The sequence below is a fragment of the Phenylobacterium sp. genome (genome assembly GCF_036264965.1).
Taxonomy (GTDB): Bacteria; Pseudomonadota; Alphaproteobacteria; order Caulobacterales; family Caulobacteraceae; genus Phenylobacterium.
In genome coordinates, this window is record NZ_DATAPY010000046.1 from 1 (window position 1) to 16,433 (window position 16,433).

16 protein-coding genes and 1 tRNA gene are annotated in these 16,433 nt (G+C 69.8%); 11 read left to right on the forward strand and 6 right to left on the reverse strand.

All coding sequences use genetic code 11. The annotated features are described in order from the left end of the window. Both VHS75_RS06845 and VHS75_RS06850 read left to right on the forward strand, forming a co-directional pair. On the forward strand, window positions 1-947 hold a 947-nt coding region (locus VHS75_RS06845; RefSeq protein ID WP_329637864.1), incomplete at its 5' end, for a biotin/lipoyl-containing protein. A 48-nt stretch (window positions 948-995) separates the two neighbouring features. Then, window positions 996-1,406, forward strand: coding sequence for a DUF805 domain-containing protein (locus VHS75_RS06850; protein ID WP_329637865.1), 411 nt, complete (start codon window positions 996-998; stop codon window positions 1,404-1,406). Between the two features lie 10 nt (window positions 1,407-1,416). On the opposite strand, the gene VHS75_RS06855 is transcribed toward VHS75_RS06850, so the two are convergent. Next, complete coding sequence (locus VHS75_RS06855; RefSeq protein ID WP_329637866.1) at window positions 1,417-2,328, reverse strand: SPOR domain-containing protein; 912 nt, start codon at window positions 2,326-2,328, stop codon at window positions 1,417-1,419. A 63-nt stretch (window positions 2,329-2,391) separates the two neighbouring features. Beyond that, the gene (lipB, locus tag VHS75_RS06860; RefSeq protein WP_329637867.1) at window positions 2,392-3,117 is read right to left on the reverse strand and encodes a lipoyl(octanoyl) transferase LipB; all 726 of its coding nucleotides are present in this window, start codon (window positions 3,115-3,117) and stop codon (window positions 2,392-2,394) included. 66 nt (window positions 3,118-3,183) lie between these two features. Between lipB and VHS75_RS06865 the strand changes: the two genes are divergently transcribed. From VHS75_RS06865 to VHS75_RS06890, 6 genes are all read left to right on the forward strand, one after another. Further along, window positions 3,184-3,435, forward strand: a complete 252-nt coding sequence (locus VHS75_RS06865) for a FliM/FliN family flagellar motor switch protein (RefSeq protein ID WP_414694250.1) — start codon at window positions 3,184-3,186, stop codon at window positions 3,433-3,435. 77 nt (window positions 3,436-3,512) lie between these two features. Then, window positions 3,513-3,597 (forward strand) — tRNA-Leu (locus tag VHS75_RS06870). A 63-nt stretch (window positions 3,598-3,660) separates the two neighbouring features. Then, the gene (gene mgtE / locus VHS75_RS06875; protein ID WP_329637868.1) at window positions 3,661-5,082 is read left to right on the forward strand and encodes a magnesium transporter; all 1,422 of its coding nucleotides are present in this window, start codon (window positions 3,661-3,663) and stop codon (window positions 5,080-5,082) included. Window positions 5,083-5,167: 85 nt separating this feature from the next. Then, the gene (locus tag VHS75_RS06880; protein WP_329637869.1) at window positions 5,168-6,514 is read left to right on the forward strand and encodes a lysozyme; all 1,347 of its coding nucleotides are present in this window, start codon (window positions 5,168-5,170) and stop codon (window positions 6,512-6,514) included. 47 nt (window positions 6,515-6,561) lie between these two features. Next, window positions 6,562-7,728 (forward strand): isovaleryl-CoA dehydrogenase, encoded by a 1,167-nt coding sequence (locus VHS75_RS06885; protein WP_329637870.1) that lies wholly within the window; start codon window positions 6,562-6,564, stop codon window positions 7,726-7,728. Window positions 7,729-7,820: 92 nt separating this feature from the next. Next, window positions 7,821-8,162 (forward strand): DUF3574 domain-containing protein, encoded by a 342-nt coding sequence (locus VHS75_RS06890; RefSeq protein WP_329637871.1) that lies wholly within the window; start codon window positions 7,821-7,823, stop codon window positions 8,160-8,162. A 115-nt stretch (window positions 8,163-8,277) separates the two neighbouring features. On the opposite strand, the gene VHS75_RS06895 is transcribed toward VHS75_RS06890, so the two are convergent. Next, window positions 8,278-8,883 carry a hypothetical protein gene (locus tag VHS75_RS06895; protein WP_329637872.1) on the reverse strand — a complete coding sequence of 202 codons (606 nt, stop codon included), beginning with the start codon at window positions 8,881-8,883 and terminating at the stop codon, window positions 8,278-8,280. A 70-nt stretch (window positions 8,884-8,953) separates the two neighbouring features. Next, window positions 8,954-10,312: a S8 family serine peptidase gene (locus VHS75_RS06900; RefSeq protein WP_329637873.1), complete on the reverse strand. Its 1,359-nt coding sequence runs from the start codon at window positions 10,310-10,312 to the stop codon at window positions 8,954-8,956. A gap of 118 nt (window positions 10,313-10,430) precedes the next feature. Between VHS75_RS06900 and VHS75_RS06905 the strand changes: the two genes are divergently transcribed. Beyond that, the gene (locus tag VHS75_RS06905; RefSeq protein WP_329637874.1) at window positions 10,431-10,925 is read left to right on the forward strand and encodes an RNA polymerase sigma factor; all 495 of its coding nucleotides are present in this window, start codon (window positions 10,431-10,433) and stop codon (window positions 10,923-10,925) included. Next, a complete protein-coding gene (locus tag VHS75_RS06910; RefSeq protein ID WP_329637875.1) occupies window positions 10,922-11,605 on the forward strand; it encodes an anti-sigma factor in 684 nt (227 codons plus the stop codon). The genes VHS75_RS06905 and VHS75_RS06910 overlap by 4 nt, the downstream gene beginning before the upstream one ends. Window positions 11,606-11,611: 6 nt before the next feature. Here the strand turns inward: VHS75_RS06910 and VHS75_RS06915 are convergent, their stop codons facing one another. Both VHS75_RS06915 and VHS75_RS06920 read right to left on the reverse strand, forming a co-directional pair. Next, window positions 11,612-13,807 carry a penicillin acylase family protein gene (locus VHS75_RS06915; protein WP_329637876.1) on the reverse strand — a complete coding sequence of 732 codons (2,196 nt, stop codon included), beginning with the start codon at window positions 13,805-13,807 and terminating at the stop codon, window positions 11,612-11,614. 304 nt (window positions 13,808-14,111) lie between these two features. Continuing rightward, window positions 14,112-15,893 carry a patatin-like phospholipase family protein gene (locus VHS75_RS06920; protein ID WP_329637877.1) on the reverse strand — a complete coding sequence of 594 codons (1,782 nt, stop codon included), beginning with the start codon at window positions 15,891-15,893 and terminating at the stop codon, window positions 14,112-14,114. Window positions 15,894-15,990: 97 nt separating this feature from the next. Between VHS75_RS06920 and VHS75_RS06925 the strand changes: the two genes are divergently transcribed. Further along, window positions 15,991-16,401, forward strand: a complete 411-nt coding sequence (locus VHS75_RS06925) for a DUF1489 domain-containing protein (RefSeq protein ID WP_329637878.1) — start codon at window positions 15,991-15,993, stop codon at window positions 16,399-16,401. Window positions 16,402-16,433 lie beyond the last annotated feature (32 nt).

Genomic DNA, 16,433 nt, shown 5'->3' on the forward strand with positions numbered 1-16,433 from the left:
CCTACCGCGGCTTCCTGCCGTCGATCGGGCGGCTGGTCCGCTACGATCCGCCGGTTGAGGGCAAGGTGGACGGCGGGATCGTGCGCAACGACGCGGGCGTGCGCGAAGGCGACGAGATCTCGATGTTCTACGACCCAATGATCTCGAAGCTTTCCACCTGGGGCAAGACGCGCGAGGCCGCCATCGACGTCATGGGCCGCGCGCTGGAGGACTTCCACATCGAGGGCCTGGGCCAGAACATCCCGTTCCTCAGCAGCGTGATGGACCAGGAGCGGTTCCGGTCCGGCAAGCTCTCCACCAACTACATCAAGGACGAATTCCCCGACGGTTTCTGGGGCGCGGCGCCGACGCCGTTCCAGCGCGACCTGATGGCCGCGGTCGCCTGCGCCATGCACCGCACGATCACCCGGCGTGCGGCTCCGCAGCTGATGCGCGACGACTGGGTGGTGATCGAGCAGGGCGAGCGGCGGCTGGTGCGGGTCACCAACGGCGAGGCGCTGACGGTGGAATTCCTCGAAGACGGGCGCACGCTGAAACTGGAGGACGTCGACTGGCGTCCCGGCAAGCCGGTGTTCCGGGGCGTTCTCGACGGCCGCGCGTTTTCCGCCCAGGTGGAGCCGCAGCCGGAGGGCTTCCGCATCCGCCACCGCGCCGCCAGCGCCAAGGTGCTGGTGCTGACCCCGCGCATCGCGGAACTGCACGAGCGCCTGCCGCCGAAGAAAGCCGCCGACACCTCGAAGATGGTGCTCTCGCCCATGCCGGGCCTGGTGGTCACCCTCGACGTCACGGTGGGCCAGCAGGTCCGCGCCGGCGAGGCCGTGGCGGTCATCGAGGCGATGAAGATGCAGAACATCATCCGCGCCGAGCGCGACGGCGTGGTCAAAGCCGTCAACGCCGCCGCCGGCGACAGCGTCGCGGCCGACGAGGTGCTGGTGGAATTCGCCTGACGAAGGCCTCGGCGTTATGGTGAGCCGTCGGATTCGCTGGGGCGCGCCATGAACGGCCAGATCGACTGGAGCGAGCTGTTCTTCTCGGCCAATGGCCGGGCGGCGCGCATGCCCTCGCTGATCGCGGCGATGACGCTGCTGATCGTGGCGGTGTTCTACGAAGCCATCGCCGGCACGACGCTCCACTGGATCACCGGCTGGTTCGTCTATCCGCCGCTGTTCTATTGCAGCGTCTGCGTGCTCTCGAAGCGCCTGCACGACCGCGGCCGGTCGGGCTGGTGGGCGGCGCTGGTGCTGGTCTCGGTGGTCGCCGTCTGGCCGCAGCCGCACAGCTTCTTCGACTTCGTCTTCACCCTGGTGCTGATCTGGGCTGGCGTGGAGCTGGGCGCTATGCCCGGCGAGGCCGGCGCCAACCGCTACGGGCCGAACCCGCTCGGACAGGCCCTTTCACTCCCCTAATCGGGGAGCCTCAGCGCCGCACGAAACAGGCCTGGCCGGCGGCCGTCAGCTTCTTGCACAGGCTTGCCGCCTCGGAGGCGGAGCTGAAGCCGGTGATCAGCGCGCGGTGCACCGTCTTGCCGCCCACCTCGGCGGTGACGACGTCGGTGGCGTGGCCGGAGAGGTCGTCGGCGAACTTCTTCTTGAAGCGCGCGATCAGGCCCTGCGCGTCCGCGAGGTCCGGCGAGGCGCCGATCTGCACGGCGACGCCCGGGACGGCGGACGTCGCCGCGGCGGCTTTAGAATTGGCACGCGCCGGGGAGGTCGGGGCCACGCTGGATCGCAGAGCGGGCGTCTTCGGCGGGTCTGCGGCGGGCGCGCTCGTAAGCGGCGCAGGAGGCGCGGCCTTCGGCGCTGTGGCCGCCTTCGGCATGGGCGCCGGCTTGGCGGCGGCGATCTTCACCTTGCCGTTGAAGGGGCGGCGATAGTCGCGGTCGCAGAGCGCGCGGATCACCGCGCCCAGCGGTGCGCCGACGATCGGGTTGACCCAGGACGCATCGGCGTCGCGCACGGTGCGCGGGTCGCTGTGCAGGTCGCGGCCGTGGAAGCCGGTCATGACGCCCAGGCGCACCAGACGCCTATCGCAGTCGATGTCCACCGGGATGCTCCAGGAGGCGACGTCCTCATGGGCGAGGATCTGCGGGTCCAGGGCTTCGGAGACGATATTGGCCAGGAAACCGCGCGGCGCGCCCGTCGGCGTGGCCGAGGTGATCGCGGTCACCGCCGAGGGGCTGATGTCGACCACCTGGGGCAGGGTGATGGGCGTGTCGCGCTGCAGCCAACCGCCCACGTCGCCGAGCGCGCGGGACGGTGGATAGCTCACATCCTGGGCCGACGCCGGCGTGGCGGCAGCGAACGCGAAGGCAACGAGCAGGGCAGGCATCGCAAGCGGACGGTTTAGCATCCAGGCTTCCATCGCACCGATTCCGGGGCTTCGGGAAGCTGCCTACACTGGCGGATCGGCCGGCGCGAGGGGGCCGAACACTTCTTCGAAGCTGGCGCGCAACGCCGCGTCGGCCTCGTCCAGCGTCACCGGCAGGCCCAGGTCGACCAGGCTGGTGACGCCGTGTTCGGTGACGCCGCAGGGCACGATGCCGCTGAAATGGCTGAGGTCCGGCTCCACGTTCAGCGAAATGCCGTGGAAAGAGACCCAGCGGCGCAGCTTTACCCCGATGGCGGCGATCTTGTCCTCGCGAGTGGGCGCCCCGGCCTGTCGGCGCTCCACCCAGACGCCCACGCGGCCTTCACGGACCTCGCCGGCGACGTTGAACCGCTGCAGCGATCCGATCACCCAGGCCTCCAGGGCGGCGACGAAGGCGCGCACGTCGCGGCGGCGCTTCGTCAGGTCGAGCATGACGTAGGCCACGCGCTGGCCGGGGCCGTGATAGGTGAACTGGCCGCCGCGGCCGCTCTCGAACACCGGAAAGCGGTCCGCATCCAAGAGATCGCCCCGCTTGGCCGAGACGCCGGCGGTGTAGAGCGGCGGATGCTCCAAGAGCCAGACCAGCTCGCCCGCACGGCCCTCGGCGATCGCCGCGGCGTGCGCTTCCATCGCCGCGACGGCGTCCGGATAGGCCACCGGCGCCCGCGAAACCGCCCAACCGACGGACAAGTTGTCGCTGCGGCCGAAAACTGGCGCTTCCGTCGCTGGATTTAACACCCGGTCAAGCATGTTGGAGCCAATGTGGGGCTGGGCTGAGCCGACGCAAAGCCCTCGCGTATTGAGAGGCGTAACTCCGTGAGCCAGGTCAAGGCCGTCAATGTCGAGATTCAGGTGGTGCTGGGGCGCTCGACGCTCCCCATGGCCCAGCTGCTGCGCATGGGCCGTGGCGCGGTGATCCCCCTCGACACAGCGGTCAATGACGAGGTCTGGATCCTCGCCAACAACCACCCGATCGCCCGCGGCGAAATCCAGATCAACGACGAGAAGATCTCCATTGCCGTCACCCGCGAAGCCAACGTCTACGACTTCATGGCCGGCGGTCAGTAGACCGCCTTCTGCGCGGGGCCTTTTCGCCGCCCTTCACAAAGCCTTCGCCGTTTGCTACCCCCCGCGGCTCACCACGAGCGGTCGTGGCGGAATTGGTAGACGCGCAGCGTTGAGGTCGCTGTGGGGCAACCCGTGGAAGTTCGAGTCTTCTCGACCGCACCAGTGAAACAGGGCTCTTAATCATTCAGGAAAATAGCGCTTCGATATAGCCAGGGGAGGTCCGCCATGAGCCGTGAAACGGACGACCTTGAGCTGAGAGAGCGGCCTGAGACCGAAGAGGACCTGGAAGACCTCGCCCTTGGCGAGGACTATTCCCTAAATCCGGCCTACGTCCCGATGGTGGTCGACGCGCTCGACCGCGGGGACGCCGATCGTCTGCGCGAACTGTTGGGCGCCCTGCACCCGGCCGACGTGGCCGACCTGATGGGCTTCCTCTCGGCGGACGACCGCGAGGAGCTGGTCCCGCACCTGGACCCCGAGATCCTTGGCGAGGTGCTGTCCGAGCTCGACACCGAGATCCGCGAAGAGATCCTTGAGCACGTGCCCTCGCAGGTGCTGGCCAAGGCGCTCGGCGAGATGGAGAGCGACGACGCCGCCGACGTCGTCGACGACCTGGAGGCCGACAAGCGCGCCCAGGTGCTGGCCGCCATGCCCGAGGTCGAGCGGGCCGCCATTGAGACCACGCTGGCCTACGACGACGAGACCGCCGGGCGCCTCATGCAGCGCGAGGTGGTGGCTGCGCCGCAGTTCTGGACCGTCGGCCACACCATCGACTACCTCCGCAGGGAGGGCCAGGAACTGCCGGAGCTGTTCTTCGACGTCTATGTCGTGGACCCGGCCTACAAGCCGGTCGGCGCCTGTCCGGTCAGCCACCTACTACGCGCCCAGCGCGACACGCCGCTCGCCCAGATCATGGAGCAGGTCACGGAAATCCCGGTCGATATGGACCAGGAAGAGGTGGCCTACATCTTCGACAAGTACCGGCTGATCTCGGCGCCGGTCATCGAACCGGGCGGCCGGTTGGTGGGCCAGATCACCGTCGACGACATCGTCGGCGTCATCCAAGAAGAGACCGAGGAGGATATCTTGGCCCTGGCCGGCGTGTCCGACGCGGGCCGCGACGCCGGCTTTCTCGGCATCGTGCAATCCCGCCTGCCATGGCTGTTGATCAACCTTGTCACCGAAGCGCTCGCGGTGATTGTCATCGGCCCCTTTCAACCGATGATCGCCAAGATCGTCGTGCTGGTCATGCTGCTGCCGATCGTCTCCTCGCTGGGCGGCAACGCCGGGACCCAGGCGCTGACGGTCGCCGTTCGGGCCATCGCTAGCAAGGAGCTGAACGCCGCGAACGCCGCGCGGATCATCATCCGCGAACTGGTGGTGGGCCTGCTCAACGGCGCGGCCGTGGGCTTTGTGCTCGGCGCCGGCCTGTTCGTCTGGCAGCACGACTGGCGCCTGTCGCTAGTGGTATTCCTGGCGATCATCGCCAATCTGTTCGTCGCCGCCCTGGGCGGCATCCTCGCGCCGCTCGCCCTGGACAGGTTCGGACGCGACCCGGCGGTGTCGTCGTCGGTGGTGGTCACCTTCATGACTGACTTCTTCGGTTTCTTAGCTTTGCTGGGAATTGCCGCGCTTATCCTGTTGTAAGGATTGACCCAAGTAAGCCTACCGGCCCAGGACTTGCCGGTAAGCCTCAGCGCCTTCGTGCGTGTGTCAACTTGGGTCAGAGGGTATGGAGCCTCGCCATCGTGCGTCCCGGACTGCGCTTGAGCTGATCAAGCGGTTCGAGGGCTATCGCCAGACCGCCGCCCAGCTGCCCGATGGGCGCTGGACGATCGGCCATGGCCACACCCTGACCGCCCGCCAGGGCGCGGAGGTCTCCGGCGACGACGCCGAGGCCCTGCTGCTCTACGACCTGATCGGTGTGGGCCACGCGCTGAACGAGGCGGTGTTCACGCCGCTGAACCAGAACCAGTTCGACGCGCTCGCCTCCTTCGTCTTCAACATCGGTCTCGACAGCTTTCATCAGTCCGGCGTGTTGAAACGGCTGAACGAAGGCGCCGTGATCCAGGCCGCCTGCGAGATGGAGCTGTGGCGCAAGGCCAATGTCGGCGGCGAGCGGATCGTCATCGACGCCCTGGTCCGCCGCCGCTCGGTCGAGAAGACCCTGTTCCTGACTCCGCCGGGCGAGGCCTGGGTTCCGGCGCCATCGCCGATCCTGAAGCCGCTGCTTGACACCGACGCCCGGGACCTTGTCCCGCTGCAGGCCCCGGTGGAAGTCACCGCCGAGCTGGAGGGCGACCAGCTGGTCGTGCGCCGCGAGGGCGAGCCCACGCCGCGGCCGGTCGCCCCCGACGACGAGGATGGCGAGGGGCCCGCCAAGACGGCGGCGGAGGCGGTCACCGCGCGCCTGTCGACGATCTTCCAGGAGCCCGGCGAAGCGCCCGTCACGGAGGAGGACCGCGTCCACCCCGAGCACATCCCGGACGCGCCGCATCCCCAGGCCGACTTCGGAGCGCCGCCGGAAGAGCCTCGGGCCGAAGCGCCAACCGCCCCGCCGCCGCCCTTCGAGGACCCGGTGCCGTTTTTCCTGCGGGCGCCGGAACCCGAGCCCGAACCTGAGCCGCACGCCCCGCTGGAACCCTGGCGCTCCCGCATCGAGACCGAAGACGACGAGCCGCGCGGCGGCAGTCTGTTCGACGATCCGGATCTGGACGTCATCGAGGAAGCGTCCTTCGCCGATGTGCCGCTCTATGACGAAGACCCCTTCGCCCAAGACCGCGTGGTGATCGACGACGCCGCGCCGCCGGACTTCGAGGCACCCGTCGTCCAGCCGCTGCCGGTGCGGCCGCAGGGCGGCGTGCTGACCCTGCTGGCCCTGGCTGCGCTGGGTCTGGTGTTCTTTGGCGGCGGCATTTTCTGGGCGACCTATGCCCGCGCCGCCGGCGGCCTGATGGGACCCAGGCTGGTGGGCGGCCTGGCGGGGATCGCCGGCGTCGGCTTCTTCGTGGTGGCAGTCTATCTCCTGCTCGAACGGCTCGGCCGCGCGGCCGAACGCCAGGCGCGGGACCGCCACTAGCGGCTGGCGCCCTCGCGACTGCGGACGGCGCATGCTAAGCCCCCGCCATGATCCCCAACCACGGACCCAGCCTGGAATTCGGCCTCGGCGAGACCGCCGACGCCATCCGCGAGACCACGGCGCGCTTCGCCGCCGACAAGATCGCCCCGATCGCCGCCGAGATCGACGAGACCAACACCTTCCCGCGCCAGCTGTGGCCGCAGATGGGCGAGCTGGGGTTGCATGGCGTCACTGTCGAGGAAGAGTTCGGCGGCCTGGGCCTGGGCTACTTGGAGCATGTGGTGGCGATGGAGGAGGTCTCCCGCGCCTCCGCCTCGGTCGGCCTCTCCTATGGCGCCCACTCCAACCTTTGCGTGAACCAGATCCGCCGCTGGGGGACAGACGAGCAGAAGCGGCGCTACCTGCCGGGCCTGATCAGCGGCGAGCATGTGGGTTCTTTGGCGATGAGCGAGGCGGGCTCGGGGTCTGACGTGGTCTCCATGCGGCTCACAGCCCGCAAGACCGGCGACCGCTACGTCCTGAGCGGGACCAAGTTCTGGATCACCAACGCCCCGCACGCCGACACCCTGGTGGTCTATGCCAAGACCGACCCCGAGGCCTCCGGAAAGGGCATCACCGCCTTCCTGATCGAGAAGGGCTTCAAGGGCTTCAGCGTTTCCAAGAAGCTCGACAAGATGGGCATGCGCGGCTCCGACACCGCCGAGCTGGTGTTCGAGGACTGCGAGGTCCCGGAAGAAAACGTCATGGGCCCCTACAACGGCGGCGTGGGCGTGCTGATGAGCGGGCTGGACTATGAGCGCGCCGTGCTCTCCGCGGGGCCGCTCGGCATCATGCAGGCCTGCCTGGATGTGGTCCTGCCCTATGTCCGCGACCGCAAGCAGTTCGGAAAGCCGATCGGCTCCTTCCAGCTCATGCAGGGCAAGATCGCGGACATGTATGTGGCGCTGAACTCGGCGCGGGCTTACGTCTACGCGGTGGCCAGGGCCTGCGACGCAGGCATGACCACGCGGTTCGATGCGGCCGGCGCCATCCTGATGGCCAGCGAAAACGCCGTGCGGGTCTCGCTGGAGGCGGTCCAGGCGCTGGGCGGCGCCGGCTATACGAAGGAATTTCCGGTGGAACGACTCGTTCGGGACGCCAAGCTCTATGACATCGGCGCCGGCACCAACGAGATTCGGCGCTTCCTGATCGGACGGGAGCTGATCGGCGGATGAGGGCTCCGGGGGCCATTGTCGTCGTGTTGGGGCTGGCCAGCCTGGCCGGCTGCGCCAGCACGCCTCCGCCGCGTCCTCCTCCAGAGGCCGCCATGGCCTGTCCGACGGGACAGGAAGCGCGGCGCACCGCCCAGCTCTTCTTCGGGCGCAACATCGGCGACAAGCCCGGCGTCAGCGAGGTCGACTTCCAGGCCTTCATCGACAAAGAACTGACGCCGAAGTTCCCCGACGGCCTGACCGTCCTGGACGGCGGCGGCCAGTGGCGGGGCGACGAGAACAAACTGATCCGCGAGGCTTCGAAGGTGGTGCTGATCGTCCTGCCCAAGGGCCGCGACATGTCGGGCCGGATCGACGCCGTCCGGAATGCCTACAAGGGCCGCTTCCACCAGGACGCCGTGCTGTTGATCACCCAAGCGTCCTGCGTCTCGTTCTAAGCTCTGCGAATAGGTGAAGGGCCGCCGAATTGCTTCGGCGGCCCCTCTGCTGCGCGTCCGGCAAGCTCCTCTAGGAGCCTCTCCAGAGCCAGGCGCGCGCCTCCGCGTCGGCGGATTAGTGCGGGGCCGACGCAGAACCGCTGGCCGAGCCATTGGCCGAGCCGCTGGCGGAGATCAGCGGGGCGCCGCTCACCGCACCGGAGCCCGAACCGCCGGCCGAGGCGCCGGCCTTGCCCTTGCGCGGCGAGGCGCTGGCGCCGCCCGACGCCTGGCCGGAGGCCGAGGCGGTCTGACTGGCCGTGCTGAGCGTCGACTGCGCCTGTTGCTGGGCGCTGGCCGCGGTGTTCTGGGCGGCGCCGGACGCGGTCACAGCCGCGCCCTGGGCGGCCATCTGGGCCTGTTGCGCCGCGCCTGTGGCCGTGGCCTCGCCCGTGGCGACAGTGTCGCCGGCCTTGGTCTTGGCTTTGGAGGCGGTGGAGCGCGCCACGCCGACGCCGCGGCCGGCGGTGTCGGTGACCTGGGAGCCCAGCCGGCCGGAATTGGCGCCGAATCCACCGCTGGCCGAGCCGGTCAGCCCGCCGCTGAGGCCGCCGAGCCCGCCGGTCAGGCCGCCGCCGAGGCCGCCGCGCGCGCCGCCGCCCAGCAATTGCGCGTCGGCGACGGTGGCGAAGGCAAGGCTGGCGCTGAGGGCCGAGGCGATGAGGACTGCGGTCTTGCGCATGAGAAATCTCCTGTCGTTTGGTGGCATCACGCAGGACCAACGACGGCAGGCTGCGATTTCATCCCGCGGGCTAGCGTTTTTCTGTTCGCCCCGTCGGCGGCGCCGGCACGTCGACGCCCACCAGGCCATGTCCGAACGCAGGATCGCGGGCGGAAGCTTCGCGGCCGAGGGCGGCTGCCGCAGCCTGCGCCTGGCCCGGGTCCGGCGCGGTCATCCGCTGAGCGAGTTCTCCAGCCACGATAGGCGCGGCGAAGGACGTGCCCCGCACGGTGGCCACGCCGCCGCCCGGAGAGGCCGCGGCGACCACGCCAGGGGCCGCGAAGTCCACATGCGGTCCGCGGCCGGCCTCCGGCAACAGCCGCCGGTCGGGTCCGACCCCGGTCACTGCGATCACGCCTGGATAGGCGGCGGGGTAGAGCGCCGGGGCGGCAGGTCCATCGTTGCCGACGGGCGCCACGACCAAATGCCCGCGGGCGATCAGGGCCTGCACGGCGGCCTGCAGTAACAGGTTCGGCGGTCCCACCAGGCTGATGCTGATCACCGGCGTATGCATCTGGGCGAGCCAGCCCATGGCGCGCGCCACCGCCTCGGCCGAGCCGCCGGCTGCGGTCGGTCCGTAGACGTCGGCGACATAGAGTGTGGCGCCCGGCGCGGCGCCGCGGAATCCGCGGCCCTCGCCGGCGATCAGGGAGGCCACGGCGGTGGCGTGCGCCGTGGCGCGGGTTCCGCCCGGGGCGAACCCCTGCTGCACCAGGCGGACGTGGGTCAGGATCGGCGGGCTCGCCGCCACGGCGCTGTCGATGACGCCGACGGCCCGGTCATGGGCATCCGGCGCCTCGCCCACGGCGCTGGAGCCTTCCGCGCCGACCATCCCGGCTGGCTGGTAGAGGTGGTTGAACTCGTACTGCCCGGTGGGATCGAGCGCTTTCAGACGCTGTAGGGCTTCGATCGCCGAGACGCCGCGGGGAACACCAAGCACCACGGCGCGCAGGCCGAGCCCCGGGATGCCGCCGGCCGATCGCACGGTGAATCCGGCGTCCCGCAGCCGCGCCAGGGCGGCTTCCGAGACGCCAAGACCCAGGGCCTCGCCGCGCACCACCGGCTGGCCGCGGTCGTCGGCCTCCACCAGGTCGCGGTGGTCGTGGATCAGCCGCTGGGCGGCGGCCGCCCGGGCGCGGGTGACGGCCGAGAGCGCGCTGTCGGAGAGCGTGGTGGTGGTGGCCGCCACGTCCGGCAGGGTCGTCGTCGGCAGGGTGGGCGCGCGCGGCAACGACGGCAGGCTGGGAAGGCCTGCACCCGGAAGTCCCAGCCCGCTGCCGCCGCGCAGGATCTGCGCGGGCGCGGGCGATCCAGCGGCGAGCAGCGCGCACGCCGCCAGCGCCGCGCGGCCGAGGCGAAGACGTTCTGGACGGGGCCGATGGGCGGACATGACGTTTGACAGAACTCTCAAGGCAGCGCTTGGCGCCATGGCGCGTTTCGTTTTCTGCGGCGCTCCGGGATGAAACGCGCCGGCTTGGACGTTTCATCCCTTGAGACGAAGGTAGTCCTTGAACGGCTTGGACCATGAGATCGTCGAGCTCCTGCCGCGTCTGCGGCGGCTGGCGCGCGCGCTGGCGCGGAGCCCGGCCGACGCCGATGATCTGGTCCAGGCGACGGTCGAGCGGGCGCTCAGCCACCGTGGCCAATGGCGTCCGGGGACGCGCCTCGACAGTTGGATGTTCCGCATTATGAAGAACGCCTGGATCGACGAAACCCGCGCCCGCAGCCGCCGCACCGCCGTGCTCGCGCCGGAGGAAGCGGGCGAGCGGGTGGGCGACGCCGGCGCGGCGGCGGTCGAGGACCGCCTGGCCGTGAGCGAGGTGGCGCGCGCCATGTCGCGCCTGCCTGACGACCAGCGCCTGGCGGTGGCCCTCGTGCTCGTGGAAGGCCTTTCCTACAAGGAGGCGGCCTCGGTTCTGCAGGTTCCCGAGGGCACGCTCACCAGCCGCCTGGTGCGCGGCCGCAGCGCCCTGCTGGCCGACCTTGGGGAGACTGCGCCATGAGCCCGTCGCCGGAAGCCATCGCCGCCTATGTCGACGGCGAGCTGTCGCCGCAGGCCCGCGCGGCCTTCGAAGCCGAGATGGCCGCGGACATGGACATTGCCGCCGAGGTCGCCCGCCAGCGCGCGCTGCGCACCCGCTTGGCCGACGCCTACGACCCCATCTTGAGCGAGCCCGTGCCGCTGGCCCTGACGCTCGCCGCGCAGGCGGCCAACGACCAGGCCGCACTCCGGTTCGGCCCGCGCGGCTGGGCGGCGTTGGCGGCGAGCCTGGTGGTCGGCTTGGCGGTGGGCCTTGCCGTGCGGCCGGCTGAGGGGCCGCTCGCGTCCCGCGACGGCGCCCTGGTGGCTCAAGGCGGCCTGGCCAGGGCCCTGACCACGCAGCTGGCGACAGACGCGGGACCGGTGAAGGTGGGCCTGACCTTCCGCACCGCCCAGGCCGGCTATTGCCGCACCTTCGAGGCCGCGAGCGACCGGCTGGCGGGCGTGGCCTGCCGCGAAGGCGGCCGCTGGACGGCCCGCGCGGTGAGCGCCTGGACGCCGCCCGCAGCGACCGCCTACCGCACCGCCGGCTCCGACACCCCGCCGGCCGTCCTGGCGGCGGTCGACGGTCTGATCGCCGGCGCGCCGCTCGACGCCGCCGCCGAGCGGACGGCGCGGGACAGTGGCTGGACCGCCCGCTAGGCGGGCTCACCCGCCGGGGTGATAGGTCCGCTCAGTGTGGCCCGTGAGCTGGTCCGGATAGAAGTAGACCTCCCGGAAGTCGCCGGAGGCGTAGCGGCTGGCTTCGTCGGCGAAGTGTTTGGACGTCGGGTCGCCGCTCTCGCCGCCGGCAGTGACGGCGCGGGCGCGGATGCGCGGGCCGAACTCGATCACGGCCACGAAGCTGTTGCCGCTGGAGCCGTAGTATCTCTTGGTATCCGGATAGCGCTTGGCGCCGAACGAGGCGAGTGAGCCCCATTGGGCCGAGGCGAAGGGCACGGGGATCGACGGCGCCGCATCATCGAAGTGCGGGACGATGTCGTCGTTGACCCGCTGGAACCGGTTGATCTGGCCCCAGGGCGTCCGCCAGGTCCCGAAGTCCTGGGTCAGGCGGTCGGTGCTTTCTGCGAGGGCGTCGAGCTTCTGGGCCGGCGTGGCGCGCTCGGCCATGTAGTCGTCTACGTGCATGCCCGCCTTCTTGGCGTCGGCGGCGGTCTTGGCCCACAAGGCCTCGCCCCAGCCGACGCCCAGGGAGGTCTCGACGGAGGTGGCCGACCAGCGGTCGTCCCAGGCGCGCAGGGCCGCGATAGGTTCGGCGAGCCTGGCCTTCTGCGGATCGCTCGCGGGCAGGGCGTCGTAGGCGGCCACGAGCCCCGGAACCAGGCGCGCGAAGGCCGGCAGGTAGGAGTCGAAGTCGGTGGCGATCAGCTTGGCCAGGGTGAAATCGCTCTGGCCGGTCAGGACGCGGACCGCGTGCGGCGTACGCGGGTTGTCGCCGGCCTGGTCCATGTAGCGCGGGAAGTCGGCCTTCTTCGGGCTGTTCGGCCCGGCCGCATGCCAGGGGCTGTCGTTGGAATTGTAAACCCAGCCATTGGACGGGCTGATCACCTTAGGCATCTCGGTAAAGGGCGTCACGCCGCGCCAGTCGGTCGCGGGGTTCGAGCCATCGACCGGCTTCGTATAGTCGAAGCGGTTGTCGCGCTTGGGCATGAACTGCGGCAAGAGCAGCGCCGTCTCGCCCTTGGTGTCGGCGAACAGGGTGTCGTTCGACGAATTGGCCGCCAGCTCCGCCACCTTTAGGAAGGAGGCCAGGTCGGTGGTCTTGGTGCGTCCGAAGGACTGCTCCAGCGCCTCCACCGGCTTGTTCATCAGCGCCATGGCGATCCACTTGTCGTCCTTGGCGTGGACGATCGGGCCGTGGTGGGTGCGGTAGACCGTGAAGGTCTTGGCCGCCATCGTTCCTTCCGGCGTGCGGTAGGGCACGGTGATGGTCGAGACGCCGACCGGGCGCTCCTCCGCGCCGTAGCGGTAGAAGAGCTTGCCGCCCTTGCGCAGAATCGTCTCGGCGAACTCGTCGACCGTGTCGGCGCCGGTAGAGGTGTGCATCCAGCCGGCGTGGTCATTGAAGCCCTGGTAGATAAAGAACTGGCCCCAGGTCGCCGCGCCGTAGACGTTCAGCCCCTCGTCGCTGGTCATCTGCAGCTCGGAGCGGAAATAGAACGAGGTGTGCGGATTGATCAGCAGCAGGGCGTGGCCGTCCTTGGTGATCGACGGACCAATGGCCATGCCGTTGGAGCCCGCGGGCTCCTTGAACTTCAGGCTTTCAGCCTCGGCGAGCTCCATCTTGGCCGCGGCGATCTGCGGGCTACCGTAGAACGCCTCCAAGGCCGGAAGGGACACCTTCTCGATGTCGCCGCCGATGCTGCCCTCGGTGAAGCTGAGCGCCATCCAGGGTTCGAAGTGGGTGATGACCTTTGGGTGCGTCCCCGGATGGGTCGCCAGATAGTAATTCAGGCCGTCCGCCCAGCCGTCCATCAGCGCCTTCAGCCACACCGGGCTGGCGGCATATTTCGCTTTCAGGTCAATTGGATCGATGAACAGCCTCTGGCGCAGGTCCTGCCAGATCGCGCCCTGGCCCTCAGCCTCGGCGGTGCGGCCGAGCGAGGTCAGGTAGTTGGCTTCCACCCGGTTGAAGTCGTCCTCGGCCTGGGCGTAGATCATGCCGAACACGGCCTGCGCGTCGGTCTTGCCGTGCACATGGGCGATCCCCCAATCGTCGCGCACGATGGTTACCTGCGCCGCCTCGGCCTTCAGCCGCGCCAGGTCTTTCGCAGGCGCCGCAGCGGCGGGCAGGGCCAAGGCGCCGGCCAGCGCCAACAAGGTGATGAAACGCAACTTCGACATGCCTGAAGGCCCCTGGAATCCCTGGGCGGACCTTCGCGAGGCGGGATCGGGAATGCAAGCCGCAGACATGCGAAAGGCCGCCCCGTCGCCAGAGCGGCCTTTCCATAGTCGGACCGCAGAGCGGTGCGCGACCCCTTACCAATCAATGGCTTAGGCGCGGACCCCGCAAGCGGAGGTCCAGGTCACGGTCACCGGGCTGCGGTTTTCACTATGAGACACTGGATCACCTCCTTTCAGTTGCTGAGCAAGGACCCCGAATATGGGTCGCTTCGGGGCTTCGCGCAAACGGCGCAATGACGCATTTTCAGCGAACCGCCGGTCCCGCCAGTTTCTGCGCCGCCAGTTCTTCCAGGCTGCTGCGGCGGCGGAGCTCCTGGACGGGGCGGTCCAGCTTGTCGAGCGCCTCGATGGTCGCGCGATAGCCCTCGGCGACGGCGGGCGCGTAGGCGCTGAAGTCGCGGATTTCCACCTTCGAGGTGTCGGGCATGACGAGCACATCCGTAGCGTCCCGCGCGGCCGTCAGGTCCCGCGAGGTCGAGACCGTGGCGGCTCGCATCAGCAGCGAGACGATCGGCGGGCCCTTCTTCCATTCGCCTGACCAGATCCAGCGCCAGACGGAGGCGGGCCGGGCGACGTCGTCGGCGGTGATGCTGCGGCCGGTGGTGACGTCGACGCCGACGATGGGGCCGAGCTGGCTAGCGCGCATGACGTCAGCTGGGAAATTCTTCATCACCGCGCCGTCGACCAGCACATTGTTGTCGTCGGTCGCCGGCGGCAGGATGCCGGGCAGCGAGACCGAGGCCCTGAGTGCGCGGCGCAGCAGGCCGCGCCGGTGCATCTGATAGGCGCCGGTGGTCAGGTTCGACGACAGGCAGAAGAAGGGCAGCCACAGGTCGGCGATCTGGGTGTCGCCGAAGTGGTGGGCCAGCCGCTCGTTGACCTTCAGCCCGTGGGTCATGGCCAGCAGCGGCAGGGCGATGTCGGTCAGCGGGCTGGTGTCGACGAAGGCCGCCTTGATGCGGACTTCGAGCTCATCGTCGTTCCAGCCCATGGCCACGCCGGCGGCGATCACCGCCCCCATGGAGACCCCGCCGACGAAGTCGATGGGCACGCCGCGTTCGCGTAAGGCCCGCACCGCGCCGACGTGGGCGTAGGCCCGCGCGCCGCCGCCCGACAGCACCAGACCCACCGATTGGCCAGTGAGGATGCGCGCCAGGCGCTGCAGATCCGCCGGGGTCTCGCGGCGGATGTGGAACAGCCGCGCCGGCTGGGCCGCGTCAACCCAGGCCTCCGAGCCCTGCGGCCGTTCCAGGTCGGGCGGATGCACCAGGATCAGGTCCACCAGACGCTGGTCCTGCAGGGGCGAGCGGATGTCGTCGGCCTCCTTGGGCGGCTCTCGCTCGCCGCGCCCCACCCGGAACAGCCGGTCCACCTGGCGGGCGACGACCTGCCGCCACACGCCATCGTCGGCCTCGGCGACATAGAGCACGAAGTCATGGGTCTTCTCGACGTCGGAGAACCACTCCGTGGGCGCGGTCTGCGCCTCCACCCCGATGGTGGTTACGTGGTAGCCCAGCCGCCCGATCTCCGCTTCCAGCCGCTCAGCCAGGGTGCGCAAGGGCCGCGTGAAACCCAGCGCGATGAAGCCGAACACCGAGGGTTCGCCGACCCCGCCGCGGGTGGCCGCCTGGCGGCTGCGCAGCATCATCAGCTTGGCGAGCTCGATCATCACCGCGGTGTCGGCCTCGCAGGCCTCCAGGAAGACCTCGCGTGGGACCGCGATGATCTCAGAGTCGCGCAAGGCGACCACGTCGGCCGAGTGCGGCGATCCGGCGATCAGCGACATCTCGCCGGCCGGTTCTCCGGGCCGGATCACCCCGAGGAACTGCACCTCGTGGCCCTGCTCGCGGCGGAACGCGCCCAGCCGGCCAGCGCGGACGAAATAGAGCTGATCGGAGGTGTCGCCGGCCGCGAACAGGGTCGCCCCGCCAGGCAGGGAGAACCAAACGGACTCTGCCTGCACGCGCTCCTGATGGAAGAGCCGCGCCAGCGCCGACTCGTCGGGGATGTCTGGGAGCTGGGACACTGGGGCGGGAGCCTAACGTGGCCGCAGAGTCGCCGCCATGGGCCAGCGGCGTCCCGCCCACTGGTCAAATCGCCGGACCGGCCGTAAGCCAAGGGGCATGGCCCTGCACATGATCAAGCTCTGCGTCGGCGCGGCGACGGTCGAGGAACTGATCGACTGGCATGCGACGCACAACGACCCCGACGGCCACTGGATCATGCGCACCCGCCAGACGCCGAAACGGGCGGCCGAGCTGATCGACGGCGGCTCGCTCTACCGGGTGTTCAAGGGCGTGATCCTCTGCCGCCAGGCGATCCTGGACGTGAACACGGTGGGCGAGGGCGTGACCGCCCGCTGCGAGGTGACGCTGGATCCGACGCCGCTGCGCGTCGCGCCGACGCCGCGCCGCGCCTTCCAGGGCTGGCGCTATCTGGAGCCGAAGGACGCCCCGCCGGACCTCTCCATCGAGGCCTTCGGCGACGTGCCCACCGAGCTGGCCCGGCAGCTGCGCGAGGTCGGCGCCTGGTGATTCTCCACAGGGCGCGGCGACGCGCGCGTTGA